This window comes from Microbacterium sp. JB110, from assembly GCF_003335195.1.
GTDB lineage: Bacteria > Actinomycetota > Actinomycetes > Actinomycetales > Microbacteriaceae > Microbacterium.
The window spans coordinates 115975-141322 of sequence record NZ_QPGM01000004.1; the positions used below are offsets into that span (position 1 = coordinate 115975).

Here is a 25348-nt window from a genome sequence, read left to right on the forward strand (position 1 = left end):
GCGCCGGATACAACGCCTGATCGCGCTGTGGACCAGGTACGTCAATCGGTGCTCACCACACGCTGCCGACGGCGAACGGACATACACGCCGACAGTCGTGTTCAGGAACTCTCACCGCCGCTGATGGTGCCGCGCGCGATCGCGCCGTCGAACCAGTCGAAGTGCACGTCCACGGCGCGCATCGCGGCATCCGGATCTGAGTCGCGCACGGCCTGGTAGATATCGACGTGAAGGTCAGTCAGCTGAGATACGCGCTCCGCGAGCGGCACTTCGCGCACTGTCGCCCACAGGATGTCCCGAAGCATCTCGCCGAAGAACTCCAGCCCTGGCACGCCAGATGCGGCGATGAGCGCCGTGTGAAAGGCGTGATCGGCCTCCCGGAACGCACCGTCATCGACGGATGAGGCCATCCGGTCCAGGGCCACCGCCATGTGCGCCAGGTTGATGTGATCGATGCGCATCGCCGCCTGCCGCGCTGCTTCGCGTTCGAGCGCACGGCGCACGGGCATCATCGACCCCGGGTTCAGGTTGTTCACGAGCATCCCCATCGCGAGGGTGTCGCTGGTCATACGAGACGACAGCCCCCGCAAGTAGGTGCCGGATCCTGCCCTGCGTTCCACGACGCCGATCGCTTCCAGGCGCATCAGACGGTCGCGCAGCGCTGTTCGGCTCACCCCGAGCGTATCGGCGAGGGCGCGCTCGCTCGGCAGCCGCTCGCCCTCGCGGAGCGAGGAGAGCCGACGGATCAATCGACCGACCAGCTCATCCGCGAATGGGATTTCGGGCGGGTCCGGGGGCGTCGACGGCGGTTCCTCGGTCATGGCGCCTCACTTTCTCGAGCCGCCCGTCCCGTCGCCGTCCTCACAAGGCGCCGTAGCCGACAAACAGATCGGGCTCATCGACAAGGCTACCGAACAGCTCCCCATCCGACGGGATCACGGGATTCTCGATCGGGCGCGCGACCCACGTGGTGTTGATGTAGTGCTTCCACGTCACGTTCTCTGATGCGATGTTGCCTCCCCACGTGCCGCAGCCCAGATTGATCGTGAGCGGCATGCCCGTGGTCCAGCCGCCAGCGTTCGACTTCGTCGTCGCCTGGCCGACCGCGACGCGGACGGTGTTCGTGCTCTCTGCGAACCGCATCACCCGCTCGTTGTCCGCCGAGTAGATACCGCAGGAGTGACCGGCGCCGCTGTACGCGTGGACACCGTTGACGATATCGATCGCGTCGTCGAAGCCGTTTGCGCGGTAGAGCGCGACGACCACTGAAAGCTTCTCGCCGGAGAAGGGGAACTCCCTGCCGAAGCCCGACTCCTCGACGATCAGCCAGTCCTCACCGTTCGCGAGATCGATTCCCGCAGCCTCGGCGATCACTCCGGCCGGTTTGCAGATCAGGTCAGCGTTCAGGTGGCCGTCCGCGAAGAGCACCGACCGGAGTCGCTCCTTCTCCTCCGACGTGCACACGTGGGCACCCGCACGCCGGAAGGCAGCAATGGCGTCCTCGTACACGTCCGACACGACGACGGCCGCATTCTCAGTCGAACACCCGATTGCGAGATCGCTGCGTTGCGATGAGGCGATCTCGGATGCGACGTGGTCGAGATCCGCTGTCTCGTCTGCGACGGCGACGGCATTGCCCGCCCCGACCCCGTACGCAGGCGTCCCCGAAGAGTACGCAGCCTTCACCATCGGCGCACCCCCTGTTGCGACCACCAGGTCGGCGCCGCTCATCAGCTCGTTGGTCTTGTCCACGCTCGGGCTCTCGATGCACAGAAGCAGATCCTCCGGGACATTCAGTCGTCGCAGCAGTTCTCGCAGCTCCGCCACGATCCGGGCCGTACTGCCCTTGGCACGCGGATGCGGCGAGAAGACCGTCGCATTGCGACCCATGATCGCGTTCATCGCGCCGATGAATACGACACCCTCCGGCACCGTAGTCGGCACGAGCGCGGCGACGACGCCGACCGGCTTGCCGATCTTGACCAGGCTCCTCGCCTCGTCCGTCTCGATCACGCCGACCGTCCGCGCCGCCTGGTAGTCGCGCATCAGCACGCGAGCGCGCGTCGAGGTGCGCGTCACCTTGCTGGCCACATCACCCAAGCGCGTCTCCGCGAAGACCATCTCGGCCCAGTCCGAAGCGCGCTGGACCGCGAGCCATCCGATCGCGCCGGCTATGCGACGCACTTGTTCTTGGTCGTAGCTCGCGGCGATCCTCTGGGCCGCGCTGGCGCGGACGATCAGCTCGGGGATCTCTGTGGTGGTCATTGTTCTCTCCTTCATACGGAATCGGATGGCGTCGGGGCGGCCTCGAGGGTTGCGAGTATCCGCCTGGCTCGTGCAAGCACTGGGGCATCGATCATCTGCCCGTGAAGCGCGACCGCTCCGACGCCCCGCTCGGTCGCGTCCGCAGCGGCGCGCACGACGTCCCGCGCCCACTCGATGTCGTGCGCACCAGGGCGGAACGCCTCGGCCACGATCTGCAGCTGCGAGGGATGGATGCAGGCCTTGCCTGTCATGCCGCACGACCGGGCAATGCGTGTGTCGGCGACAAGCGACACCTCATCGGCAATGTCGAGCTGGGGCGTGTCGATCGCCATCAGGCCGTGCGCGCGCGCGGCGACGGCGAGCTGGTGACGGGCGAACCGGATCTCCTCGCCGCCCCGGGTGCGCGCGACGGCCAGCTCCGCGGTGAGATCCTCGGCACCGAGTTGGAGCCCGGTGAGCCGCGGGCTGGCCCGACACAGGCTCCCCAGCTCGAGCAGCCCCATGCATGTCTCAACCAGCGCCACGATCGGAATCGAGCTTCCCTGCGCGTCGAGGCGGGCGTCGAGGGCGGCCAGTGACGCAGGTTCTGCTTTCGGCAGCACGATCGCATCCGGCGCCGTCGCGACGATCATCGCGACATCGGCACGATGCTCGTCGCTGTCGCCCGGATTCACCCGCACCCAGCGGGCCCCTCCGCGAGTGCGCGACAGTTCAGCGGCGACATGTTCCCGCGCCGCACCCTTCTGGTCGGGGGTGACCGCGTCCTCGAGATCGAGGATCACCGCGTCCGCCTCGAGAGTGCGCGCCTTCTGGATCATCCGCGGCGAACTCCCCGGAACGTAGAGCGCGGCCCTCACCGCGCACTCCGCTGCGGATCGATGATGGCGCGGGCAACCTGCTTGTTCGCGGCGCGCTCGAGCGCGAGCTGCGTTTCTTCGAGCGCGTACTCCCTGTCGGTCAGCGAGGAGAACGGGAAGCGGTGCCCTTCCCGCGCCAGCAGACGAAGCGCCCTCGCGAGATACCATGGCTGGTACCTCAGCGTGCCACGGATCGTGAGGCATTTGCGGGTGATGAGACCCGGCAGGATCGCGGCTGCGCGTTCCTCCGACACGCTCACATTGCCGACCTCGACGACCTCTCCGCCGGCGCGCACGAGCCGGATGGCCTCGTCGAGCGCGACAGGCACCCCGGCGGCCTCGACCACGATGTCCGGTTCGCGCCCTGCCAACTCGACGATCCGCTTGCGGCGGTCCTCGACTGTGGGGAACTCCCCCATGTCGACGATGTGGTTCGCACCGAACCGCTCCGCGTCGCTGAGGCGGTCGGCGACCCCGTCGACCACGATCACCTCCGCGCCGGAGACAGAAGCGATAGCCGCAGCGAAGAGCCCGACTCCTCCGGCACCCTGGATGACGACAGTACGGTCGGCGAGCGCGCCGCACTGGTCGAGCACGTACAGCATCTGTGCGAATCCGCAGTTCGCACCGGCCGCGACAGTGTCCGGCACCTCGTCCGGCACCTTGAAGAAGTACTGCGCGCGCTGCACCACGTAGTGCGTCGCGAACGCGCCCGTGAAATGCGGCTCCCTCGCGGCAGGGGCTCCCTGGAAGTCACTGCCGTGCTCGCAGATGTTGAAGAGCCCTTGCAAGCAGTTCGGGCACCGCTGACAGGTCTGGTAATACACGGGGACGATCCGGTCGCCGATCGAGATCGGCGACCCGGCGGAGTCAGTGGCGACCCCATCGCCGAGCGCCTCGACCACCCCCGTCATCTCATGGCCCATGACATGGTCGCGGAAGATGTGGTTGCCCTCCCACATGTGGATGTCGGACCCGCAGACGTTCGCCTTCGATACCCGCATCAGCACCTGGCCCTCGACGGGCTCCGGCAGCTCGTACTCTTGGATCTCTGTCATTCGCACACCGCTCATCGCGGCGAGACGGCCATAGGCCATGGTGTTGCTCCTTCTACTTCCACCAGAGCGACAGCTCAGGCACGAATGTGATGACCATCAGCACCGCCAGCGCGGCGAGCAGGAACGGCCAGATGTGGCGGAGAACCTGCGGGAGCGTGGTCTTGGTGACCTTCAGCGCGACGAAGATGTTCGCCGCGAGAGGCGGCGTGATCAGTCCGAGCTCGATGTTCGTCACGAGGATGATCCCGAAGTGAACGGGATCGATGCCGAACTGAACGGCCGCGGGATACAGCAGCGGCGCCATCAGGAGCACGGCGGCATTTGTCTCCATGAACATGCCGACGAGCAGGAGCAGTGCGTTCACCGCGAGCAGGAAGAGCACGGGGTTCTCCGTGACGCCCGTCGTGAACTCAGCGATGTCCTGCGGCACGCGCATCAGGGTGAGCACCTTGTTGAAGATGCTGGTGAAGGCGATGACGACGAGAATCGCGCCGCTCATGAGCGCCGCCTGGTAGAAGGCCTTCGGCACGCGCTTCGCTGGCAGCATCCTCCCCACAACGATGACGACGAGCGCATAGAATCCGGCGAGCGCCGCCGCCTCTGTCGCAGTCGTCAGTCCCGAGTAGATGCACCCCAGGATGATGACCGGCATCACGAGCGCTGGCAGTGCACGCAGCAGACGACGCCCCAAGCCGTTGAGGGCTCCGGCGTGCAGACCGCCGCGTGCCTCTCCCAGCGCCGCATCACCCTCGGAGCCGAGCACGCGACGTGTCCGGAGAGCGTGAACCACCATGAACGCGAGCGTCATGATCATGCCTGGCAGAAGTGTGGCGAGGAACAGGTCGGCAACCGAAACCCCCACAGCCGCGCCGTACACGATCAACGGAATCGACGGCGGGATGAGCACGCCGAGGAGCCCGCTGCTCGCGGTGAGCGCTCCGACGTATCCGCGGTCGTACCCCGCACGGACCATCCGATCGCCGACGCTGCTGCCCATTGCTGCGACCGTGGCGACGGACGACCCCGTCATCGCGCCGAGGAAAGCGCTCGACACTGTCGTCACATGGCCGAGCCGGCCGGGGAGCCAGGAGAACACCGTGTCGGCGAGATCGACGAGCCGGTCGATCAGCTTCCCGCGGTTCATCAGTTCGCCGGCGAGGATGAAGAACGGGATGGCGAGGAGCGGGATCGCCGCGACCGCATAGTACGGCGCGTTCGCGATCGTCTGCGCCGGCAGGCCGGCGGCGGCGGCACCCACGCTGCCCGACAATGCGAACCCGAACCCGATCGGAACCCCGACAAGGAGGAGCAGGACGAGGGAGCCGATCGCGATGACGAGCTTCACTCGCTCTCACTCCCCTTCAGATGCACGTCGAACTCGCCGTCGCGGGTCCGCAGGACGCTGACGTCGCGAACGACGTTCATCACGGTGTGGAACGCGGCCATGATCAGCCCGAGAACGAGCGCCGTGAACGGCATCGCGAGTGGGATGCCCAGCGCAATCGAAGCCTCCCCTGATCGGATTGCTGCGGCGAGGAGGCTCTGCGCCTGCACGCCGAAGACCACGACGAACAGCAGGATCCCGATGTTCGCCAGTTGCCGCACCACGAACCTTGCGACCCGAGACGGCACGAGCGCGGCCACCTCGATGGCGATGTGCCCGCCGGTGCGCACGAGCAGCCCCACGCAGAGGAAGGTCATCGAGGCCACAGCGGCGATGCTCGCTTCGCTGATGTCGGGCACCGGCAGATCGAAGTATCGAACGGGAACCATCACGACGAGCCCGACGAATGCTACGGCCATCAGAAGGGCCACCAGCACTTTCTGCGCCACGAAGAGAGCGTTCTCCAGCATGATCATGAGCGCCTACTTCAGATCCGCGACGGCCTCGACCTCTTCGCGGAGAGCCGCGATCCGGTCCTCGCCGTACACGTCGGCCATGTCGTCCCACACCGCTCGCCCGGCCGCCTGGAACTCTGCGAGCTCTGAGTCGTCGAGCTCTGTGACCTCGACGCCCTCATCCGTCATGAGCTGGATGTATTCGTCAGTCACGGCCCGCTCCTCAGCGATCTCCCATTCCTGCGCATCCGCCGCGGCGTCTTCGATCCATCCGGTCTCCTCGTCGCTGAGGGTCTCCCAGATCGACTCACTCGCCGCGATGGTGCCTGAGGCGTAGACGTGCCGTGTCAGCGTGTAGTGGTCGTTGATCTCGAAGAAGCGGTTGTCATATGTGATGAGCAGGCCGTTGTCCTGGCCGTCGACCGTTCCCTGCTGGAGCGCGGAATAGAGCTCGGGAAACGGGATCGTCGTCGGCTGTGCGCCGGTCTCCTCGAAGAACGCTCCGATCGCCGCTGAACCGGGCACGCGGATCTTCTGTCCGGCCAGATCCGCCGGTTCCTGGATGGGCCCGTCGGAGGTGGATGCTCCGCGGAATTCCAACTCGTACCAGCCCAGTGCCCGGATGCCGTGCGCGGCGAGCGTCTCGGTCATCGTCTGCGGGATGATGCCGTCGCCGTAGAAGAGTTCATCGGCCTGCGCATAGTTCGTCACGATGTACGGCAAGTAGTGGAAATCAAGCAGCGGATCGGTCGCAGCCATCGAACCCTGGTTCAGGAACGCGAAGTCGAGCGCCCCAGAGGAAAGGTCCTGACCCAGCGACTCATCGCTGCCGATCTGCCCCGCGGGAAAGACCTCGACCTCCAGCTCGCCGCCCGAGCTCTCGGCAACTGACTCGGCGAATCGCTCCGCTGCCTGGTGCTGCACGCTGCCGTCGGCAGCGACCATTCCGAGGCGCAGCGTTGTCGCATCACCTTCCGCCGTGCCGCCGGAGCACCCGGCAACCATACCCAGCGCCGCCGTTGCGGCGATCATCCCGATAATCCGCTTGCGAGAAGTCATGTCGTACTCGTCCCTTCAGTGACGTCGCTGTCATGGAGGCCCGTCCACTCAACTTTGAGGATCAGTAGGACCGCTTACTCTAACGGTAGTACCACTTTTGCGAGAAGTCCACCACCCATCGCCTCCCGTGCGAACTCGACCCGCCCGTCTGAAGACGAACGTGCCCTCGGACGCTGCCGCGCTCCGTCCGACGGTCAGTCAGTCCGACGCGGGGAGTTCACCGCTCGTCGCGGAGATCCGACACGTCGAACGGGCGGGTGATCGGCGGTTCCTCGGCACCCGCGGGCTCCGCAACCGGATCGGGAAGGGGCTCGGTCGGGATCTCGCGCGGCTCTGCGGGAACGATCTCCAGCGGTGCCGTGCCAGCGCCGGAGGTCGGCCTGGCCGCGGGAAGGAAGCGGACCTTGCGGTCGGACAGGCGCACTCGAAGCGGCGCACCGAGGAAGATGCCGAGCGTGGCACCGGCGGCGAGCGCGATGCCGATCATGATCACGTCGAGTAGCCCGCCGAACGCGATGAGCAGGTGATCTGCCTCGGAGCCGGACTGCACGATGCCGAGGAGCGCCCGGAACAGGGCCGCACCCGGCACGAGCGGGATGATCGCGGCCGTCGTCACCGCCACTGACGGCACGTGCAGCTTCACGGCGAGCACCGACCCGACGAGGCTCGCCAGCAGCGCGCCGCCGAAGGCCCCGGCCGCCGTCGGCAGGTCCACGAGCCGCTCGAACGCGAACGACCCCATCCACGCCAGCGCACCCAGCACCGTGCTGACCCCGATGATGCGGGGGCCCCCGCCGTTGATGATGGCGACGGCGGAGGCGATGACGAGCGCGCCGACCAGTTGGAAAATCCACGGCCCCATCGTGACGGCATCACTGGGAACGGGAATGCCGACGCCGAGGCTCTCGGCGACCTGAAGACCCACCAGGATCCCGACGACCAGCCCCATCGTCATGATCGTGAGATCGAGGATTCGGCCGGTAGCCGTCAGCGAGAACCCGTCGATCGCGTCCTGCGCCGCTCCCACCACGGCGACACCGGCCAGCATCAGTACGATGCCTGCGGGGACCACCAGGTTCGCGCGCACGTCGACGAACGGTTCGACGCCCATCCGGCCGAGCCAGGCGATCAGCGCGGTCACGGCCGTGAGCACGATCCCACCGACGATCTGGCTGAAGAACACGGGCACGCGCGCCCTGCCGAGCCCCATCTGCGCCGCGGCGACGACGAGGGCGGCGAAGCCGGCCGACAGCAGCACCACCCACCCCGCGTTGAACATCAGTGCGACGGCGACGGCCAGCAGCGAGGAGACGAGCACGACGATCGCCTCGCGGTACATGAAGGGAATGCGCCGGATGCGATGGAACTCCGTCACGGCGTCGTGAAGCTCCATACCGCGCTCGATCTGGTCGACCAGAGCCTGCAGCCGCTGCAGCTTCTGATGATCGGCGCCGATGGACTGCACCACCTGCATCAGCGTGACCGGCTGCCCCGCGCCATCGCGATGGTCGGAGACGGTGATCGAGGTGAAGGTCACGTCGACGTGCGCCTTCTTCAGCCCGAACGCGCGAGTGATGCGCAGGGTCGCCTGAGCGACCTCCCTCGCCGACGCCCCGATCGACAGCATCGCCGCGCCGATGCGCATGGCGAGGTCGATGATGCGGTACGCCAGGGCGTCGTCGACGATCGGTATCGCCTCGGTCATCCGCCGCTTCGCGGGGTCGGTGACGAAGGCGCGCTTGACGCCCTCGAAGACCCTGCGCGCGTGGTGTTCCCTGCCCATGTCTAGAGCGTATCGGCGCGTTGCTGTGGGGTCGACCGGGGCTGGCCGTGAGGCGGCTGTGGGCCCGCTACCAGAGTGCCAAGCGGCGTCGTCCGCGCGGGTCGCGGAGCCGCCTACTCGCCCGCGTGAACCTCGACGGGGTAGGTCATCTCGATGCTGTCGGCGGGAACGCCGATCATCGGCGACAGCATCTGGCGCATCAGATCCTTCGGCACGAGGCACTCGGCGCACGCATCCGGCCCCGCCGTGATGACCGCCTTCGCCGCTTCGTCCGCGACGTCGAGCGACAGATGATAGTCGTCGGCCTCCAGCGAACCTCGCAGCGCGTCGATCTGACTCTGGTCGATCGTCATCGGTTCCTCCTCGCCCGCGGCATCCGGCTCCGCGAATACTCAGAAGCTACTCGCCGCGCACCCCATCCGGAAGCGCCCCTTCCACACGCCGGAAACCGACCCTTCCCGTGCGGCGGATCGCGGTTCCGCGCTGTCGTCACTCGATCCGATGCTCGGGCTGCGCCCTCCGACCGTCAATCGCTCGTCCCGAGCATGCGAGCATGCTCTGTCCTCACTCGATCCGGTGCTCGGATTGCCCCGAACGTCGCTCCTTGGCGCGATCTGCCGCACGGGAGCGACCGATCCGGATGACCGGGAGCAGGGCGGAGGGGTCCTTCGCGCGGAGGGCGCCCCACCAGACGCCCGCGCCATAGGCTAGGTCGTCGAGGCGGCGCGCGACGAAGAAGCGCGGGAAGTCGAGGCGGGGGCGCAGACGCAGGTACTCGACGGCCGCGTCTCCGACTGCGGCGAGCGCGATGAGACGGCGCACCCGTCTGGAGAACAGGCCGGCGATGGCGAACGCCGGCCACCAGTGCCGCACCACGAGCGCTGAGCTCTGTTCGAGCGCCGAGACGACGCCTTTGCCTGCCAGCTCGGCGGCGAGAACGCCGCGGCCGGTCGCCTCGCGCGCCTGCGATCCGGAGTCGTCCGACGCCGCACCGCGCGGCAGTCTGCGGGCGATGCGCACCGCCGCACCTGCCGTGATGGCGCAGGCCGCCGGCAGCGACCATCGCTTCCCCGCGGCGAGCACGGCGATCACGCCGGCGGTCCACGGTGCCAGGACGGCCGGGGCGGCCAGACCAGGGTGCCGCCGCGCGAGGTCGGCCGCACCCGTGCCGTAGACGAACTTGCGCTCGAGCCAGGTCGCGACCGTGCCTCGGTGCTCATGCGCGACCCTCGCGCGAGGTTCGTACCGCACGCGCCATCCGGCCTCGGTCAGTCGCCAGACCAGGTCGACGTCCTCCGCGACGCGCATATCGGCGCCGAAGCCACCCCGCCCATCCGGACCGCGCAGTGCGGCCACACGACCGATCAGGCACGTCGACGACACCCACGCCATCGGCGACTGCGGGCGCACCAGCGAGGGGCGGGGGCCGTGATCGAGCGACGAACGGGCCTCCTCGTAGCGGAGCACCCACGAGTCCTTCGGCCCCTCCCACTTGCGCTCGCTGCGCAGAGCGCGCACCCGCGGCGCCGCGAGCGCAAGGGCGGGATCGACGAAGTGGCGGAGCACGCGAGCGACGGCGCCGCGGCCGAGCACGACGTCGATGTCGCAGAACAGCACGAACTCGGTCTCGACCATCCTCAGGCCGGCGTTGCGCGCCTCAGCGGGTCCACGATTGCTCTCCAGCGCGACGATCTCAGCGCCGTGATCGCCCGCAGTGCGCGCGATCGCCTCCGCATCCCGAGGCGCCGATCCGTCGTCGACCACGATGATCCGGATGTCGCCGAGGTCGGCCCTGATGCTGCCGAGCAGACGCTTCAGCTGGCGCGAGCGTCCGTACGCGGGGATCACGACGGTGACCTCACTCGTGTCGGGCGCAGGCAGAGTATCGGGGTCCGGATCGGCGTGGCCGGCTTCGACGAGGTGCGCGGCGAGCGAGCGGGACGTGCGATCGGTGACCTCGAGCGCTCCGTCGCGGAGCAGCCCGCGGGCGGCACGCTTGAGTCTGGTGGCCCGCGTCGGCACGCCGCCCACCAGTACGGCGCCGCCCTCGGCGAGGCGGGTGTGCGCTCCGAGCCGCACGACCGCGCCTTCGGGGAGGGCACGCGCAGGGGCGGGCTTCGGCGCCGCCGCCATGCGATCCGCCGTGCTCGTACCGCGCCTCATGCGTCACCCTCCGAGACCTTCGCGCATTGCTGAATCAGCCGTCCGCCGATGCGCCGCGCTCCGCACACCATCATGCGTCCTTCCCCGCGATGCGTGCGACCACGGCCCGCACGATCGCATCGAACAGCGACTCACCCTCCGCCGCTGTCGCCCCGGTCGGGTCTCCCAGCACCCCGTTCGGTGAGACACCGGCGACCCCCGCCTCGCGCAGCTCAGGCAGCACGTCGCGCAGCGGTCGGGTGTCCCCGGGCTCCGCGAGCTCGTGCCGCACGAGCTCCGGGGCGAGATGGAGGAGCAGCGAGGTCTCGATGCGACCGGCGTGGGCGTCCGCCGCGGGCAGGCCCGCCTCGCCCTCACGTGGTGCGCACGGCACCCATCCGGCGCTGCGGCCCTCATACTCGAGGCGGTCGACCGCCGCGCGCGCGGCCTGAACGTTCCCGCCGTGGCCGTTGACGAACACGACGCGCCCGGCCCATCCGGATGCCGACCTGCCGTACTCGACGAGCAGGCGCTCCAGCACCTCGGTGCCGATCGATACCGTGCCGGCGAAGCTCTCGTGCTCGCCCGACGCGCCGTATGCGATGGCGGGCGCGGTGACGACGTCGTGCCCCTGCACCCGCAGCGCGTCGGCTGCGGCGAGCGCGACGGCCGTCGCAATGCGCGTATCGGTGTCGAGCGGCAGGTGCGGGCCGTGCTGCTCGAGCGCTCCCAACGGCACGATCAGCACGGTCCGTGTGCCCCCGGCCTCACGGCTCGCGCGCTCCGCGAGAAGGTGGCGGGGACCGCCGCTCGTGATCATCCCTTCAGTCTGCCCTCCCCCACGCGTCGCGCCCAGCGACACCCCACGCGCGACGCCGAGACCGTCGTGTTCAGGAGTGCCCAACGGTTCTTCACGCCGCGATCCAGAGCACTTCGACACTCCTGAACGGCGGCGGCAGGGCATCGCGGGCGATCTGGCGCGCACGTCACTCGCCGAACACCGCGCCCAGCGCGGGCGCGACGTCACGATGGTGCCGGATGACGCGCAGACGGCCGCGCCCGGATGTCGCAAGCTCCCGCCCCAGCTCGACGTCGTTCTCGCCGTCGGCGTCGAGGAGCACGTCGAGTCGGGGCAGCCGTGCGGCGAGCGGACGAGGGTCGGGCCCTGCGTTGTGCACGCAGTCGGAGAGCAGGAGCACACGCGATTCCCGCACGGGGACGCGTTCGAGCTGGCGCGCTGCGAGTTCGAGCGGGAAGGCGACATTGGTGAGGCCCTGCGCAGGAATCCGGAGCACCCGGTCGAGGATCTCGGAGGGCCGCACCGGATCGCCGAAGCGGTGGATGATCGCCGCGTCGGACCAGAACGCGATCACGGCGAGCGCGTCGTGCACCAGCTCGGCGGCGAGGGCGCCCACGGTCGCCGCCGCCGTGCGCACCCGCTCGCCGCGCATGGACCCTGAGACGTCGATCGCGAGCACCACACTGCGCCTGGTGCGCATCCGATCGCGCACCACGATGTCCTCCTCGTCCGGCACCGGCCGCTCGGCGAGCACCTCGAGCGTGCGGTCGAGGTCGATGTCGTCGCTTCCGCCCCGGTACGGCAGGCTCACCAGCGCGCCCGCGCCTCGCGTCGCCGTGGCATCGACCCTGGGGCGCGGCATCGACAGGCGCGCCGCGATCCGATGCGCGCGGGCACGCGCATCAGGGTCGGGTTCGACGGTCTCGACCTCGGCGGCGACCAGTTCCCCCTCCTCGTCGGTGAATTCGCGCGCATCACCCCCGTCGCTGCGCGGCGTCCTGCGCGCTCTGCCTGCTCCCGCTCGGGCGTGAAGCGTCATTCCGGCTCTTCACGAACGAGGGTGTAGTCGAGGTCTGAAACCGCCGGCTTCGAGCAGACTCCTGTCGATGTAGTGCCTCAGGTTCCGGAACCCAAGCGCGATCCCGCGCAGATGCTCGAGTCGGCCATTGATCGCCTCCGTCGGGCCGTTGCTGGTCCCGGGCCGATCGAAATAGCCGAGGACGTCAGCGGCTCGTTGCTTGAGCGTACGAGCGAGCTTGCGGACCTCGACCAGCTGCACGGGCACCCCCGTGGAGATCCGGTCGATCGTGTGCTGCAGGAAGAACCTCCCCAGCCCGCGGTCCGTCTCCCGATACGCGGTGATCATGTCCTGATACACACCCCAGGTCGCTTCAACCTCGACATGGCGCTGGTCGGCGAACACCTCCTCGAGTCGCGCATGCTGCCTCTCGGTGAGAAGACCCGCTCCTGTCAGCAGAGTCCGGCGGACCCGGTAGAGCGGATCACCAGTCCTACCCCGACGACCGAACACATCGCGCTGAACACGGCGCCGACAGTTCTCCAGCGCGTCCCCGGTAAGCCGGATCACATGGAATGGATCCATGATCGGAGCAGCGTCGGGAAGCTCTTCGGCGGCGGCGGTCTTGAACCCAGTGAATCCGTCCATCGCAACGACCTCGATCCCGTTCTGCCACTGCTGCGGGCGTGCAGCCAGCCACCGCTTGAAGACTGCTTTGGAGCGGCCTTCGACCATGTCCAGCAGCCGGGCAGGTCCGGTCTTCTCACGCACCGGGGTCAGATCGATGATCACGGTCACGTACTTGTCGCCACGCTTCGTGTGGCGCCACACGTGCTCGTCGACACCGATCGTGGTGACACCGTCGAAGCGGTGGGGGTCATCGATCAGTTGTCGTGTGCCTTCAGCGAGGATCGCGTCGTTCGCGGCCGACCATGACACGGCCAGTCCTGCCGCGACGCGGGAGATGGACAGATGGTCCACCACGAGTCCTTCCAGTCCCCATCGCAGACCGCCGCGGGAGATCTTCGCCCGCGGCGGCGCCGCTGCGGTCGTGTCCTGGCGCCACACCCGGCCGCATCCTGAGCACTTGTAACGACGCACGCGGATCAGCAGCGTCGTGGGTCGGTGTCCGAAGGGTTCGTGCGCGAGCCTGCGCACCACCGTGTCCCGTGGCGTCCCCTCACATCCGCAGTGCTGGCACCACTGGTCTGGTTCAACGACTCGGCATTGGAGCATCGCTCGGTCGGGTTCCAGGTGTTGTCCGACGGCTTGGAGACCGAGCTCGTCGAGGCGGCAGAACGTGGTCAGGCAGGGCGCATCAAAAGTAGGGTGGGACATGTCGAGGTCTTCCGGGTGGGCAGTGTAGGAACTTCCATCTTCAGGGAGACCTCGACTCCTACACGGACAGCGACGCGCTCAACGGACTACACCCTCGTTCGAGAAGAGCCGCAAAGGGGCAGCTCATTCGGTGCGAGGCGCTGACAAATTAGTCAGTGACAGCCTGGCCACTGCCAAACGCATCATCGATCCCGATACCCCTGTGTTGGCGCGGTTTGATTCGGCCTTTTATAGTGCCAACGTCGCCAAAGCAGTCCGCGCGGCTGGAGTCCACTACTCAGTGACCCTGCCCCAAAACGCTGCCGTGAAGAAAGCTATTGCTCACATCCCGGCCGAGGCCTGGAGAGGGATCAATTACCCACAGGCGATCTATGACGACGAAACGGGTCGATGGATCTCTGATGCGCAGGTGGCTGAAATTGATTTCACCGCCTTCTCGTCCAAAGCCCAAGAGGAGCAACTGGCTGGCCGGTTGGTGGTCCGCCGCATCCCGGAACTCAATACCACCAAACTGGCAGCCGCTCAAGGCCAGCTGTTTGACACGTTCCGTTATCACGCCTTCTTTACTACCGTCGAACAATCTGTCTTGGATACGGTGGCTGCAGACAAAGTCCACCGTCAACATGCCGTCGTCGAGCAGGTTTTTGCTGATCTCAAAGCCGGGCCATTAGCCCACATGCCCTCCGGGCGGTTTTATGCCAACGCGGCCTGGCTAGTCATCGCGGCCATCAGCCACAATCTGCTGCGAGCAGCAGGCAGTGTTGCCGGTGGCAAGCTGGTCAATGCCAGAACGGTCAGCCTGCGCCAGAAACTGGTCAATATTCCCGCCCGGATTGCGCATCGGGCTCGCAAACTGATCCTGCATTTACCTACGCACTGGAAATGGGCCACCGCCTTTGACCGGCTATGGCACAACACGCTGAGCCCACCACAGCTGGCCACACCGTGACCACCCAGCCCGAAAAGGGGCGCCCGGCCGAGCAGCAGAAAGGAATGCTCGGAAACCCATCAGTGGACACAACCGGTGCCAGGCCGGGAGACATCAACGACCCCAAAACGCTCAACCGCGCACCATCGATTCCTCAGCGTCGCAACTGCACATCGCTTATCTAATCGGTGGATCCAGGTTTAGTTTCACCGGCCAAAATCGCAGCCTGACCATACTGTTTGGGCAGAGCCTACCACCGCACTTAGCATGTCAATCTCTTGGTTTGGCGTTACAGTCATGGTTCACGGGAGATGCATCGTCGGCTCGAAGTTATGCGTTGATAGATCTGTAGGGGGCTGGAAGGATCGTGCCGGTTCGGGCTTGGGCTGGGTGAAAGCCGGGTCGCACTACGGGAGCAAGCTAAGGTTGACAGACTCAGCAACTCAGCAGTGCAGGAGGATGCTTCCCGGGGCGCGGATGTCGAGCTCTGTATTGCTGATGCTTGCGTGCCTGGCGAAGATGCACCCCGCAGGATGACCTGGCGGAGGTGGCTTTTGTGCAACATGACGGCAACACAGATACTTGGTTATTCACCGCCGGAATGAGTAGCGCAAGCGAGTTTCCAGTGCGCCTCTACGACACGGAGGGCGTCGTGCTCTCCGACACGGCGGCCGCCCCGGCGAAGCGACGGTCCTAGTGGGGCACTGACGGGGCCACTATCAAGTCTATTTCCGGCTCATTACCGCAGTTCAGTAGCGTCGGGATCGGGCCCGGTCTGCACCGGGAGGGCGGCTCTGGCGTCAAACTGGTGAATTAACAATACGAAGCTGCCTGGAATTGATCAGGGGGCAAGCTGCCTGTCAGGCACCTCTACATTCTTTCGAGGAATACGGCAATGAAAATGCTGCATACCCATACTGCGATGAGAATAGCCAGCTCGAACGCTCGGAGCGGTCGACTCTGGTGGACCGTGCGTTTCGGATGGGCACCGAAACCACGAGTGTCCAGGGCGAGAGCGAGCTCATCGCTATGCCGGAAACTTGCCACGAGAACTGGCAGCGTCGTCCGCAGTAATAATCGCGTCTGTCCACGAATGCTCCCGCGGGCACGTAGTCGAGCCATCCTGCGGGCGGTGCGCAGGTCAGCTCGCATGAGCATAGTGAAACGTTCCCCGAGTAGCACGGTGTCCATGACCCGATAGGAAACACGGAACCGATCAATCAACGAGTCTGCCAGCACCGGCCAGTTCACATAGAAAAACGGCACCACGAGTAGGGCGCTGAGTGCAACGATACGCAACGCCCCGTTCGTCGCGGCCTCTAGAGGCAGCCACAGGCCCATCCCGACCCAAAGAACCAGGGATAGCGCGCCAGCCGCCGCGATAAAGACAGCGGCAAAGCGGGGTTTCGTCACCACTGTCACCAAGAGACAGCACGCCAGCACTGTAATACTGAACCAGGGCCGTTGGGCGAGCAATACCGCGAGCTGTGCGGGAACGGTGAGCAATACGATAATCAGCGGATGCGGAACCCACCTGCGGGAGTTGAAGCGGGTCATATCTGCCAGACCCCTTTGACGATTCCGGTTTGTAGCTCGATGTGATGAGTGGCGATGCCGCGGAAGGAGCCCGCATCATGCGTCGCGATGACGGCGACGCGATCCTGAGCATTTCCTGCTAACAGCGCACGAATCTGTGCTGTGCCAGTCACATCCTGTGCATTCGTAGGTTCGTCCAGCAGGAGAAATGCCGGTCTTCCGGCGACGGCGAGGAGCACCGAGAGCCGCTGTCGTTGCCCGCCCGATAAGTGCTGCGGATGCACTTCGGCCAGACACAAGAGCCCCGCCCGGTTCAACATATCGTCGATCTCCGCGGCACTAGAACGCGCCCCCGGTGGTAATGCCAGGTGTAGCTCCGTCCGAACGGTGTGGGCGAACATGAGCTCGCTCCCGCGTTGTGGCAGGTACCCAATGCCTCTGGTGAGCCTTACCCGCCGTGACGGATCGATGTGCCCGCGCACCCCGCGTTTCTCGCCGGCAAGCGCATCCAGCAGGCTGGTCTTACCCGCGCCGTTTGGGCCCAGCAGCAGCGCGATTGCTCCTCGGGGAAGTGTGAGGGTGGCGTCTCGCAACAACAGTGCGCTGCGTCTGGCGACCGTAAGAGCCTGGGTTGTCAGACCGGGTGCTGTCTGGTGGACGGTCAACGCGCCGAAGTCTGTGTCACTGCTCGAGGTCTCTTTTGCGGGTAGATGCACGCCGATTCTGCGGCAGAAGTCTACGTTCTCACCGTATACACTGGCGGGCTTGTCGTCGAGCGCGATTCTGCCGTTCTCATCGAGTACGATGACCCGATCGGTATGTTCCAGATGTGGGTCCGGACGGTGGTCGAACGCCACGACGGTGAGCTGGCGAGCGGACCGAATCTCCCTGATGATTTTTCCGAGCCGGTGGCTTGCGGTGCGATCCAACTGTGACGCGACCTCGTCGAGCACCAGGATAGGCGCTCGCAGCACGAGTGCTGACGCGAGGGCAAGTCGCTGTTGTTCGCCGCCCGAGAGGGTCAGTGGGTTACGGGATTCGTCAATGTGGCTCAGACCGACGAGGTGCAGGGCTCTGCGCGCCCTGAACGTGGCCTCGTTGGGTGCTATGAGTTGGAAGTCGAGGCCGGCACGGACTTCTGCCAAGACGGTGCTGGCGAAAAGCTGGGTTTCTGGGCGCTGCCAGACCGCAGCGATCGTACCGGAGCGTTGGGCTGAGTCTAGGGTTGCAAGCTGGGTTCCGTTCATGCTGATGCTGCCTGCAACCCGAGCTGTCGTCATATCTTCAAGCACCCCGACCAGTGCGTGTGCCAGACTTGACTTACCGCAACCGGTGGGTCCGGTGATGAGCGTGTAGCTCCCGCTGACCAGCTCCAGGTAAGGTATATTGAGCACCGGATTTGCGCCATCGTAGGCGATTGTGAACTGCTGTATCCGTACGTTGTAGCGGCCAGGGTCGGCCGAGTTCGGGAGGCTCATGCGACGACGATGCGCTGTGGGTTCACATTTGCACGTAGCAATCCGATGGTCATGACCCAGGCGCCCCACCCGTAGAGCACGCCAAGTCCAACCCGAATGATGAGGGCGAGTAGCTTGATGCTGGGGTCTAGCAGCAGAAACTCTTGGTAGAAGAACATGAAACCGAAGCTCATCAGACTCACGATTGCGCAGGCCAGGATGGCCCACCACAGCCAGAACTGGGACCGGGCAGGGGGCCAGGTGGGCTGGGTTTGTGAGCGCAACCGTCTGGTAATGAAGAAGGTGAGTTCGATGACGATGCCCGCGCACAGGGCGAGTGCGCCGAAGCCTGCGACGGTTGTGACAATCGAGGTGAGCAGCGCCGCGCCGCTGCGTTGAATCAGCAGGGCGGCGATGAGGATCCCCAGAAACCAGGGGACTGGTGCCGGGAATGCTAGCCACGGGACCGTGGCTTGTAATGCGACCCCGAGAATTCGTGATACGTGGACGATGATCGCGCCCAGCGCGCCGAGTACAACGAAAGTCAGCAGAGCACGAGTGGAGAATCTGTCGGATTTCAGGCTCGTAATTCTTGTCTCGCCGTTCACAGTTCGATCTCGAAGTCGTCGGTATCGGTGAATGCGCGCCCCGCTGCGAGCCCCTTTTGCGTTGCCCGGAGTCTGGCGAAGTCCAGCCGGGTGTTCGTCATCCCATATTTCCAGTAGCCGAATACCTGTGTTTGCTCGGACAGTAGTCCGAGATGGTGTTTGCAGCGGTGGCGAATTTCGCGCATATCTTCCCGTTCGCCGGCCGCCCACACGCTGGCGTCAGTGGTGAGATCGAATTCGGCGAAAGCAGTGGCCAGTGGGTATTGGCCGTGCGGCTCTACTCGAAACGCGGTGATGGGTTCTGCTAATGCGGAGATCTCCTGTTGCAGGATAGCAAACTCATCCTCCGGGACGGCAGCAAAGACGAAAGTCTCGTCCACGTGGGGCATGGTGCGCAGGAGCCGCGTCGCCGCGGGGAGCGCAGAGGAGTCGGCAAGCAGCACCCGCGGGGTGCCCTCACCGGGGGTGCGGTGCGGGCGTGGTCCGACAATGTCAATGCGGTCGCCAATCCTGAGCTGCGCTAGCCAGCGCATCGCAGGAGAAGCTTCGGCGTGCACTACGAGGTCTATTTGCGCGGTGCGGGTTGCTGGATCGATTTCCACGAGTGTGTATACCCGCGTCGTGGTCTTTGGTACCCCGGGGATTGCGGCGAATTCCTCGGGTGGTTCCGGCAATGCGACGCGGACCGTGGGATTTGCCAGAGTCCATTCGTTGAGTGGGTCGTCGCCAGAAATCGTCGCTGAGATACGAGTGAGTTTTCGTGCGCGGTGCTCAATTGCGGTGACGGTCAGATAGCGGTCCTCGAGCCCCTGCTGATGATCGGGGTGTTTGAGTACCTCGAGTAGTCCTGCGAGCTCGTCTTGGGTGAGGTTGATCGAATCTGTCATGTTGGCCCCGTCAGTATGATGTTAGTAAGGCTAACCTTACTTATAGTTTGGCGTGGACGCAATCGGACATGGCAGGATGGCGTTATGAGGCTCTTCACGAACGAGGGTGTAGTCGAGGTCTGAAACCGCCGGCTTCGAGCAGACTCCTGTCGATGTAGTGCCTCAGGTTCCGGAACCCAAGCGCGATCCCGCGCAGATGCTCGAGTCGGCCATTGATCGCCTCCGTCGGGCCGTTGCTGGTCCCGGGCCGATCGAAATAGCCGAGGACGTCAGCGGCTCGTTGCTTGAGCGTACGAGCGAGCTTGCGGACCTCGACCAGCTGCACGGGCACCCCCGTGGAGATCCGGTCGATCGTGTGCTGCAGGAAGAACCTCCCCAGCCCGCGGTCCGTCTCCCGATACGCGGTGATCATGTCCTGATACACACCCCAGGTCGCTTCAACCTCGACATGGCGCTGGTCGGCGAACACCTCCTCGAGTCGCGCATGCTGCCTCTCGGTGAGAAGACCCGCTCCTGTCAGCAGAGTCCGGCGGACCCGGTAGAGCGGATCACCAGTCCTACCCCGACGACCGAACACATCGCGCTGAACACGGCGCCGACAGTTCTCCAGCGCGTCCCCGGTAAGCCGGATCACATGGAATGGATCCATGATCGGAGCAGCGTCGGGAAGCTCTTCGGCGGCGGCGGTCTTGAACCCAGTGAATCCGTCCATCGCAACGACCTCGATCCCGTTCTGCCACTGCTGCGGGCGTGCAGCCAGCCACCGCTTGAAGACTGCTTTGGAGCGGCCTTCGACCATGTCCAGCAGCCGGGCAGGTCCGGTCTTCTCACGCACCGGGGTCAGATCGATGATCACGGTCACGTACTTGTCGCCACGCTTCGTGTGGCGCCACACGTGCTCGTCGACACCGATCGTGGTGACACCGTCGAAGCGGTGGGGGTCATCGATCAGTTGTCGTGTGCCTTCAGCGAGGATCGCGTCGTTCGCGGCCGACCATGACACGGCCAGTCCTGCCGCGACGCGGGAGATGGACAGATGGTCCACCACGAGTCCTTCCAGTCCCCATCGCAGACCGCCGCGGGAGATCTTCGCCCGCGGCGGCGCCGCTGCGGTCGTGTCCTGGCGCCACACCCGGCCGCATCCTGAGCACTTGTAACGACGCACGCGGATCAGCAGCGTCGTGGGTCGGTGTCCGAAGGGTTCGTGCGCGAGCCTGCGCACCACCGTGTCCCGTGGCGTCCCCTCACATCCGCAGTGCTGGCACCACTGGTCTGGTTCAACGACTCGGCATTGGAGCATCGCTCGGTCGGGTTCCAGGTGTTGTCCGACGGCTTGGAGACCGAGCTCGTCGAGGCGGCAGAACGTGGTCAGGCAGGGCGCATCAAAAGTAGGGTGGGACATGTCGAGGTCTTCCGGATGGGCAGTGTAGGAACTTCATCTTGAGGGTGTTTCATTGACTGTGTAAGGGTCCGGTCTCAAACCGAGGTGTGACCTGCGGGTTTCACCTCTGAAAAGGACCGAACGAATGACCGAAATAGCTGATGCCCAGAACCCCCTTGCCGGGGTGTTGAGCGCCGACCAGATCGACGCGCTGGTGACCGCCGCAGAGGACCTCGGCCAGGGCCGCCACGGGGTCGAGGAACTGCTCTCACAGATGACCAAGGCGGTGCTGGAACGGGCCATGGAGACCGAGCTCAGCGACCACCTCGGATACGAGGCAGGTGACCCCGCTGGCCACGGGACCGGCAACTCCCGCAACGGCAAGAACACCAAGTCCGTGCAGACCCTCCAGGGCCCCGTGCAGCTCACCGTCCCGCGGGACCGCAACGGCTCCTTCGAGCCGGTGATCGTCCCGAAACGGGCCCGCCGGCTGGGCAAGGTCGAGGACATGATCCTCTCGCTCTACGCCCGCGGGATGACCACGAGGGACATCGGCTCACACCTGGAGGAGATCTACGGGTCCAAGGTCTCCGCCGCCACGATCTCCAGGGTCACCGACGTGGTCGCCGACGAGGTCGCCCAATGGCAGTCCCGGCCCCTGGAATCGGTATATCCGATCGTCTACATCGACGCGATCTGGCTCAAAATCAGGGACGGTGGGGTCGTGGCCAACCGGGCCTGCCACGTGGCCGTAGGCGTGGACCTGGAAGGCCGCAAGCAGGTGTTGGGCCTGTGGCTGGGCGCCACGGAGGGGGCGAAGTTCTGGGCCAATGTCCTGACCGAGATCCGCAACCGCGGGGTGCGGGACATTCTGATCCTGTGTTGCGACGGGCTCACCGGGCTGCCGGCCGCGGTCAACAGCGTCTACCCCGAAACCGTGGTCCAGACCTGCGTGGTGCACCTGTTGCGATCAGCGATGAAATACGCCTCCTACTCCGACCGCAAGACCATGGCCAAGGACATGAAACCGATCTACACGGCGGCCACCGTGCAGGCCGCCGAGATGGCGATGGAGGCCTTCGCCGAGGTCTGGCAGGCGAAGGCGCCGGGGGCGGTGTTGGCGTGGCGGAACGCGTGGGAGGACTTCACTCCGTTCCTGGCGTTCACCCCGGAGATCCGCAAGGTCATCTACACCACGAACCAGATCGAATCGATCAACTACCAGCTGCGGAAGATCACCAAGACCAGAGGCTCCTTCCCCTCGAACGAGGCGGCGATCAAGCTGGTCTACCTGGGTATCCGGAACATCGAGACCACCCGTGGTGGTGAGCTCGGCACCGGCACCCAAGGATGGCATCAGGCGTTGAATGCGTTCGCCGTGCAATTCCCCAACCGACTCCCGCTCTGACCACCTGGCAGAGGGGCTAACCGACCGGACCCTTACACAGAAAACTTGACACCCCCTCCATCTTCAGGGAGACCTCGACTCCTACACGGACAGCGACGCGCTCAACGGACTACACCCTCGTTCGAGAAGAGCCGTCATTCCGCTGCCGCTTCCCGATGTCTCGAAAGCCGTCGGCGCCTCATCGAGCTGCTTCGGCTTTCGGCGCAGGGCGCGGGTCTGTTTCGGCCGTGCCGACTCGCGCCGCAGCGGAGAGTCGGCCTCCACCTCTCTTCATCCGGGCGCGGCGGCGCGCGGCTCCAGGATGAAACGGTCCTCCCAGATCTCGCGCAGCACGCGCTCCGGCGTCGTCTCGGCAGCCTCGTCGACGTGGATGCGGCCAGACAGCGACACGATCATCGCATCGTGCACGAGCTCCGGATACTCCTCGGCGTCCGCACCGGCGATGCCGCGCAGACCGGCCAGCTCCAGCGCGATCATGGTGCAGTCGATCGCTCCGCGCACGCTCGACCCCTGGCGGACATCCGGATGCCGTCTGGTCGCGCGGGCGACGGCCACGGCGTCGGCGATGAGCCGCTCCCCGAACTCCCCCTCCGCCCCGGTCCGCAGCGCGACGATGCCGTGCTCAGCCTGCTCGTCCTGGTAGCTGATCTCAAGACGGTTGAGCCGGTCATGCATGCTGGTCGACAGGCGCGTCGTGCCGACGTTGTCGTACGGGTTCATCGAGGCGACCACACGGAAGGTCGGCAGCGCCGCGATGGTGCCGACGCGCGGCACCGCGATCGATCGGTCGGCCATCGCGGTGAGCAGCGTGTTGAGTGTGTCCTCTGGTGCGCGGTTGAACTCCTCGATGTAGAGGAACCCGCCCGTGCGCATCGCCTCGACCAGCGGGCCCTCGACGAAGTTGTCCGCGCTGTAGTCCTCGCGGAGCACGCGCGCCGGGTTGTGGTGGCCGACGAGCTTCGCCGGCGTGAGGTCGGCGTTGCCTTCGACGAACACGAGCGGAATGCCCCACTCACCGGTGATCGCCTGCAGGATCGTGGTCTTGCTGGTTCCCGGCGGCCCCTCGAGCACGATGTCGCGCCCTGCAGCCACGGCCGCGAGCGTGAGCTCCAGCTCCCGCTCGCGACCGACGAGGTGTGCGGCGATCCGCTCCCTGGCGCCCGCCGTGATCTCTCCTGCGGTCGTCACGTCAACTGGTTCCCGGCGTCGACGGGCAGCGGCACTCCCGTGATGTAGCGCGCCTCGTCCGAGGAGAGGAACAGCAGGGCGTTGGAGATGTCGACCGACTCGACCCACGGGATCGGCAGCGGGATGACGCGCCCCGACGATTCGGCGAACTCCTCCTTCGTGGCGTCCGCCTTCCCGGTGAACAGCGAGTAGATCGTCTGATTCTGGATCATGTCGGTGTCGACCTGCGTCGGATGGATGCTGTTGACCCGGATGCTGTCCGGTGCCAGCTCCATCGCGAGCGTGCGCATCATGCCGACCAGGCCGTGCTTCGCCGAGACGTAATGCGCCATGTTCGCGTAGCCGCGGATGCCGGCCTCCGAACTTGTCAGCACGATCGAGCCGCCGTTCCCGCCCGCCTTGATGTGCGGAATCGCCGCCTTCACGCTGTGCCAGACGCCCGACAGATTGATGTCGATCATCGTGGTCCACTCGTCCTCCGGCATGTCCTCCGTGCGGTTCGGAGTTCCCGCGACGCCGGCGTTCGCGCTGACGATGTCGAGCCTGCCGAGCTCGGCGACGCCTTCGTCGACCGCCGCCTTCAGTGCGGCGAAGTCGCGCACATCCGCTTTCTTCGCGATGATCCTCCTGTCCAGCGCCTCGACCTGCCGCACCGTCTCGGCGAGATCCGCCTGGGTCGCACCAGTGTGCGCGTTGTACGGAATCTCCTCACAGATGTCGACTGCGATGATGTCGGCTCCCTCCTGCGCGAGCCGCACCGCGTGCGAGCGTCCCTGCCCGCGAGCCGCGCCCGTGATGAACGCGACCTTTCCCTCAACTCTTCCGGCCATGATGGCCCTCCTCTCCTCCGGCCGCCCATCCGGCGCCGGCTCATCTGCCGCAACCTGCTCGAAACCGTCGATCTTGGAGCACTCCGCGACATGTCTTACCGCGGTCACGTGACCGCGGCACCCCCGTCACCCTCTTCGACGTCTCGCCCCCGGCTCAGTAGCTCGACAGCCCGCCGTCTACGGCGTACGTCGATCCGGTCACCCATGTCGACTCATCCGATGCCAGGAACAGCACGGCGTTCGAGATCTCCCGCGGCGGCATCACACCCGGAATCCACTGCGTGAACATGCCGGTGAGATCGGGGTTCTCACGCTCGAACTCATCGAACATCGGCATCGCGCCCTGCGCCATCGGCGTATCGACTGCGCCCGGATGCACACTGTTGACCCGGACCTTCTCCTTCGCCAGCTCCATCGCGAAGGACTTCATCAGCGCGACGACGCCGTACTTCGACGCGTTGTACGCGATGTTGAACGGACCAGCCTTCAGCCCGTTCGCCGAGCTGGTCATGACGACCGACCCTCCGCCGCCGTCCACGAGGTGCTCCACGGACGCCATCACGGTGTTCCACACGCCGATCAGGTTGATGTCGATCGTGTCGCGCATGATCTGCGGTGTGATGTCCCGCCAGCTGCCCAGGATGTCGATGCCCGCGTTGGCGACGACGATGTCGAGTCGCCCCAGCTCTGCGACGCCGCGCGAGACCACCTCGTGCAGTCGGTCCAGATCGCGCACGTCGGCCTGCTCCGCGACGATCCGGCGATCCAGCGCCTCAACCTGGCGCACTGTCTCGGCGAGATCCTCCGGCGTCGCGCCGGCGTATGGTGTGCCCGGCACCGCCTCGCACACGTCGACCGCGATGATGTCGGCGCCTTCCTCTGCCAGGCGCAGTGCGTGAGAGCGTCCCTGCCCCCGCGCCGCGCCCGTGATGAATGCGACTTTTCCTTCAACTCTTCCTGCCATGAT

At 65.9% G+C, this 25348-nt stretch carries 22 protein-coding genes and 1 pseudogene; 2 read left to right on the forward strand and 21 right to left on the reverse strand.

Annotated elements, in window-relative coordinates; translation table 11 throughout:
• Positions 1–101: 101 nt before the first annotated feature.
• The 13 genes from CIK77_RS08920 to CIK77_RS08980 all read right to left on the reverse strand — a co-directional run bounded on the left by CIK77_RS08920 (position 102) and on the right by CIK77_RS08980 (position 14158).
• On the reverse strand, positions 102–821 hold the full coding sequence (locus CIK77_RS08920; protein WP_087053457.1) for a FadR/GntR family transcriptional regulator: 720 nt from the start codon (positions 819–821) through the stop codon (positions 102–104).
• A 40-nt stretch (positions 822–861) separates the two neighbouring features.
• On the reverse strand, positions 862–2265 hold the full coding sequence (locus CIK77_RS08925; RefSeq protein WP_170934004.1) for an aldehyde dehydrogenase family protein: 1404 nt from the start codon (positions 2263–2265) through the stop codon (positions 862–864).
• 11 nt (positions 2266–2276) lie between these two features.
• On the reverse strand, positions 2277–3122 hold the full coding sequence (locus CIK77_RS08930) for an HpcH/HpaI aldolase/citrate lyase family protein (RefSeq protein ID WP_258861464.1): 846 nt from the start codon (positions 3120–3122) through the stop codon (positions 2277–2279).
• Positions 3119–4219: a zinc-binding dehydrogenase gene (locus CIK77_RS08935; RefSeq protein ID WP_087053454.1), complete on the reverse strand. Its 1101-nt coding sequence runs from the start codon at positions 4217–4219 to the stop codon at positions 3119–3121. The genes CIK77_RS08930 and CIK77_RS08935 overlap by 4 nt, the downstream gene beginning before the upstream one ends.
• A gap of 13 nt (positions 4220–4232) precedes the next feature.
• Positions 4233–5525, reverse strand: coding sequence for a TRAP transporter large permease (locus CIK77_RS08940; protein ID WP_212647417.1), 1293 nt, complete (start codon positions 5523–5525; stop codon positions 4233–4235).
• Positions 5522–6040, reverse strand: coding sequence for a TRAP transporter small permease (locus tag CIK77_RS08945; RefSeq protein ID WP_087053453.1), 519 nt, complete (start codon positions 6038–6040; stop codon positions 5522–5524). Before CIK77_RS08945 ends, CIK77_RS08940 begins: the two co-directional genes overlap by 4 nt.
• 6 nt (positions 6041–6046) lie before the next feature.
• Positions 6047–7078: a TRAP transporter substrate-binding protein gene (locus CIK77_RS08950; protein WP_087053452.1), complete on the reverse strand. Its 1032-nt coding sequence runs from the start codon at positions 7076–7078 to the stop codon at positions 6047–6049.
• A 217-nt stretch (positions 7079–7295) separates the two neighbouring features.
• Positions 7296–8861: a threonine/serine ThrE exporter family protein gene (locus CIK77_RS08955; RefSeq protein WP_087053451.1), complete on the reverse strand. Its 1566-nt coding sequence runs from the start codon at positions 8859–8861 to the stop codon at positions 7296–7298.
• Between the two features lie 113 nt (positions 8862–8974).
• Positions 8975–9214, reverse strand: coding sequence for a hypothetical protein (locus CIK77_RS08960; RefSeq protein ID WP_087053450.1), 240 nt, complete (start codon positions 9212–9214; stop codon positions 8975–8977).
• 211 nt (positions 9215–9425) lie between these two features.
• Positions 9426–11024, reverse strand: coding sequence for a mycofactocin biosynthesis glycosyltransferase MftF (gene mftF, locus CIK77_RS08965; protein WP_212647416.1), 1599 nt, complete (start codon positions 11022–11024; stop codon positions 9426–9428).
• 70 nt (positions 11025–11094) lie between these two features.
• Positions 11095–11823, reverse strand: a complete 729-nt coding sequence (mftE, locus tag CIK77_RS08970; protein WP_087053448.1) for a mycofactocin biosynthesis peptidyl-dipeptidase MftE — start codon at positions 11821–11823, stop codon at positions 11095–11097.
• A 166-nt stretch (positions 11824–11989) separates the two neighbouring features.
• Positions 11990–12841, reverse strand: a complete 852-nt coding sequence (locus CIK77_RS08975) for a vWA domain-containing protein (protein ID WP_087053447.1) — start codon at positions 12839–12841, stop codon at positions 11990–11992.
• A gap of 9 nt (positions 12842–12850) precedes the next feature.
• Positions 12851–14158: an ISL3 family transposase gene (locus CIK77_RS08980; protein WP_114347214.1), complete on the reverse strand. Its 1308-nt coding sequence runs from the start codon at positions 14156–14158 to the stop codon at positions 12851–12853.
• Positions 14159–14279: 121 nt separating this feature from the next.
• Between CIK77_RS08980 and CIK77_RS08985 the strand changes: the two are divergent.
• Positions 14280–15107: pseudogene (locus CIK77_RS08985) on the forward strand (IS1380 family transposase); the annotation flags it as partial.
• An 849-nt stretch (positions 15108–15956) separates the two neighbouring features.
• Here the strand turns inward: CIK77_RS08985 and CIK77_RS08990 are convergent.
• The 5 genes from CIK77_RS08990 to CIK77_RS09010 all read right to left on the reverse strand — a co-directional run bounded on the left by CIK77_RS08990 (position 15957) and on the right by CIK77_RS09010 (position 20976).
• Positions 15957–16643: an energy-coupling factor transporter transmembrane component T gene (locus CIK77_RS08990; RefSeq protein WP_025388378.1), complete on the reverse strand. Its 687-nt coding sequence runs from the start codon at positions 16641–16643 to the stop codon at positions 15957–15959.
• The gene (locus CIK77_RS08995; RefSeq protein ID WP_006821247.1) at positions 16640–18100 is read right to left on the reverse strand and encodes an ATP-binding cassette domain-containing protein; all 1461 of its coding nucleotides are present in this window, start codon (positions 18098–18100) and stop codon (positions 16640–16642) included. The genes CIK77_RS08990 and CIK77_RS08995 overlap by 4 nt, the downstream gene beginning before the upstream one ends.
• Positions 18097–18687 (reverse strand): hypothetical protein, encoded by a 591-nt coding sequence (locus CIK77_RS09000; RefSeq protein ID WP_006821246.1) that lies wholly within the window; start codon positions 18685–18687, stop codon positions 18097–18099. The genes CIK77_RS08995 and CIK77_RS09000 overlap by 4 nt, the downstream gene beginning before the upstream one ends.
• The gene (locus CIK77_RS09005) at positions 18684–19574 is read right to left on the reverse strand and encodes a siderophore-interacting protein (RefSeq protein WP_006821245.1); all 891 of its coding nucleotides are present in this window, start codon (positions 19572–19574) and stop codon (positions 18684–18686) included. Before CIK77_RS09005 ends, CIK77_RS09000 begins: the two co-directional genes overlap by 4 nt.
• A gap of 94 nt (positions 19575–19668) precedes the next feature.
• Complete coding sequence (locus CIK77_RS09010; RefSeq protein WP_114347214.1) at positions 19669–20976, reverse strand: ISL3 family transposase; 1308 nt, start codon at positions 20974–20976, stop codon at positions 19669–19671.
• Positions 20977–21100: 124 nt separating this feature from the next.
• Here CIK77_RS09010 and CIK77_RS09015 point away from each other — a divergent pair, with 124 nt between their 5' ends.
• Positions 21101–22363 (forward strand): IS256 family transposase, encoded by a 1263-nt coding sequence (locus CIK77_RS09015; RefSeq protein WP_087053862.1) that lies wholly within the window; start codon positions 21101–21103, stop codon positions 22361–22363.
• Positions 22364–22633: 270 nt separating this feature from the next.
• Here the strand turns inward: CIK77_RS09015 and CIK77_RS09020 are convergent, their stop codons facing one another.
• The 3 genes from CIK77_RS09020 to CIK77_RS09030 all read right to left on the reverse strand — a co-directional run bounded on the left by CIK77_RS09020 (position 22634) and on the right by CIK77_RS09030 (position 25345).
• Positions 22634–23551: an AAA family ATPase gene (locus CIK77_RS09020; protein ID WP_170934206.1), complete on the reverse strand. Its 918-nt coding sequence runs from the start codon at positions 23549–23551 to the stop codon at positions 22634–22636.
• On the reverse strand, positions 23548–24381 hold the full coding sequence (locus tag CIK77_RS09025; RefSeq protein WP_087055909.1) for a mycofactocin-coupled SDR family oxidoreductase: 834 nt from the start codon (positions 24379–24381) through the stop codon (positions 23548–23550). The genes CIK77_RS09020 and CIK77_RS09025 overlap by 4 nt, the downstream gene beginning before the upstream one ends.
• A gap of 154 nt (positions 24382–24535) precedes the next feature.
• The gene (locus CIK77_RS09030; RefSeq protein ID WP_087055908.1) at positions 24536–25345 is read right to left on the reverse strand and encodes a mycofactocin-coupled SDR family oxidoreductase; all 810 of its coding nucleotides are present in this window, start codon (positions 25343–25345) and stop codon (positions 24536–24538) included.
• Positions 25346–25348: the final 3 nt, after the last annotated feature.

Bases quoted from the DNA above. Each gene is read 5' to 3' on its own strand.
- CIK77_RS08920 (WP_087053457.1), bottom strand. From the start codon at position 821: ATGACCGAGGAACCGCCGTCGACGCCCCCGGACCCGCCCGAAATCCCA.
- CIK77_RS08925 (WP_170934004.1), bottom strand. From the start codon at position 2,265: ATGACCACCACAGAGATCCCCGAGCTGATCGTCCGCGCCAGCGCGGCC.
- CIK77_RS08935 (WP_087053454.1), bottom strand. From the start codon at position 4,219: ATGGCCTATGGCCGTCTCGCCGCGATGAGCGGTGTGCGAATGACAGAG.
- CIK77_RS08945 (WP_087053453.1), bottom strand. From the start codon at position 6,040: ATGATCATGCTGGAGAACGCTCTCTTCGTGGCGCAGAAAGTGCTGGTG.
- CIK77_RS08950 (WP_087053452.1), bottom strand. From the start codon at position 7,078: ATGACTTCTCGCAAGCGGATTATCGGGATGATCGCCGCAACGGCGGCG.
- CIK77_RS08955 (WP_087053451.1), bottom strand. From the start codon at position 8,861: ATGGGCAGGGAACACCACGCGCGCAGGGTCTTCGAGGGCGTCAAGCGC.
- CIK77_RS08960 (WP_087053450.1), bottom strand. From the start codon at position 9,214: ATGACGATCGACCAGAGTCAGATCGACGCGCTGCGAGGTTCGCTGGAG.
- mftF (WP_212647416.1), bottom strand. From the start codon at position 11,024: ATGAGGCGCGGTACGAGCACGGCGGATCGCATGGCGGCGGCGCCGAAG.
- mftE (WP_087053448.1), bottom strand. From the start codon at position 11,823: ATGATCACGAGCGGCGGTCCCCGCCACCTTCTCGCGGAGCGCGCGAGC.
- CIK77_RS08975 (WP_087053447.1), bottom strand. From the start codon at position 12,841: ATGACGCTTCACGCCCGAGCGGGAGCAGGCAGAGCGCGCAGGACGCCG.
- CIK77_RS08980 (WP_114347214.1), bottom strand. From the start codon at position 14,158: ATGTCCCACCCTACTTTTGATGCGCCCTGCCTGACCACGTTCTGCCGC.
- CIK77_RS08990 (WP_025388378.1), bottom strand. From the start codon at position 16,643: ATGACCCGCTTCAACTCCCGCAGGTGGGTTCCGCATCCGCTGATTATC.
- CIK77_RS08995 (WP_006821247.1), bottom strand. From the start codon at position 18,100: ATGAGCCTCCCGAACTCGGCCGACCCTGGCCGCTACAACGTACGGATA.
- CIK77_RS09005 (WP_006821245.1), bottom strand. From the start codon at position 19,574: ATGACAGATTCGATCAACCTCACCCAAGACGAGCTCGCAGGACTACTC.
- CIK77_RS09010 (WP_114347214.1), bottom strand. From the start codon at position 20,976: ATGTCCCACCCTACTTTTGATGCGCCCTGCCTGACCACGTTCTGCCGC.
- CIK77_RS09015 (WP_087053862.1), top strand. From the start codon at position 21,101: ATGACCGAAATAGCTGATGCCCAGAACCCCCTTGCCGGGGTGTTGAGC.
- CIK77_RS09025 (WP_087055909.1), bottom strand. From the start codon at position 24,381: ATGGCCGGAAGAGTTGAGGGAAAGGTCGCGTTCATCACGGGCGCGGCT.
- CIK77_RS09030 (WP_087055908.1), bottom strand. From the start codon at position 25,345: ATGGCAGGAAGAGTTGAAGGAAAAGTCGCATTCATCACGGGCGCGGCG.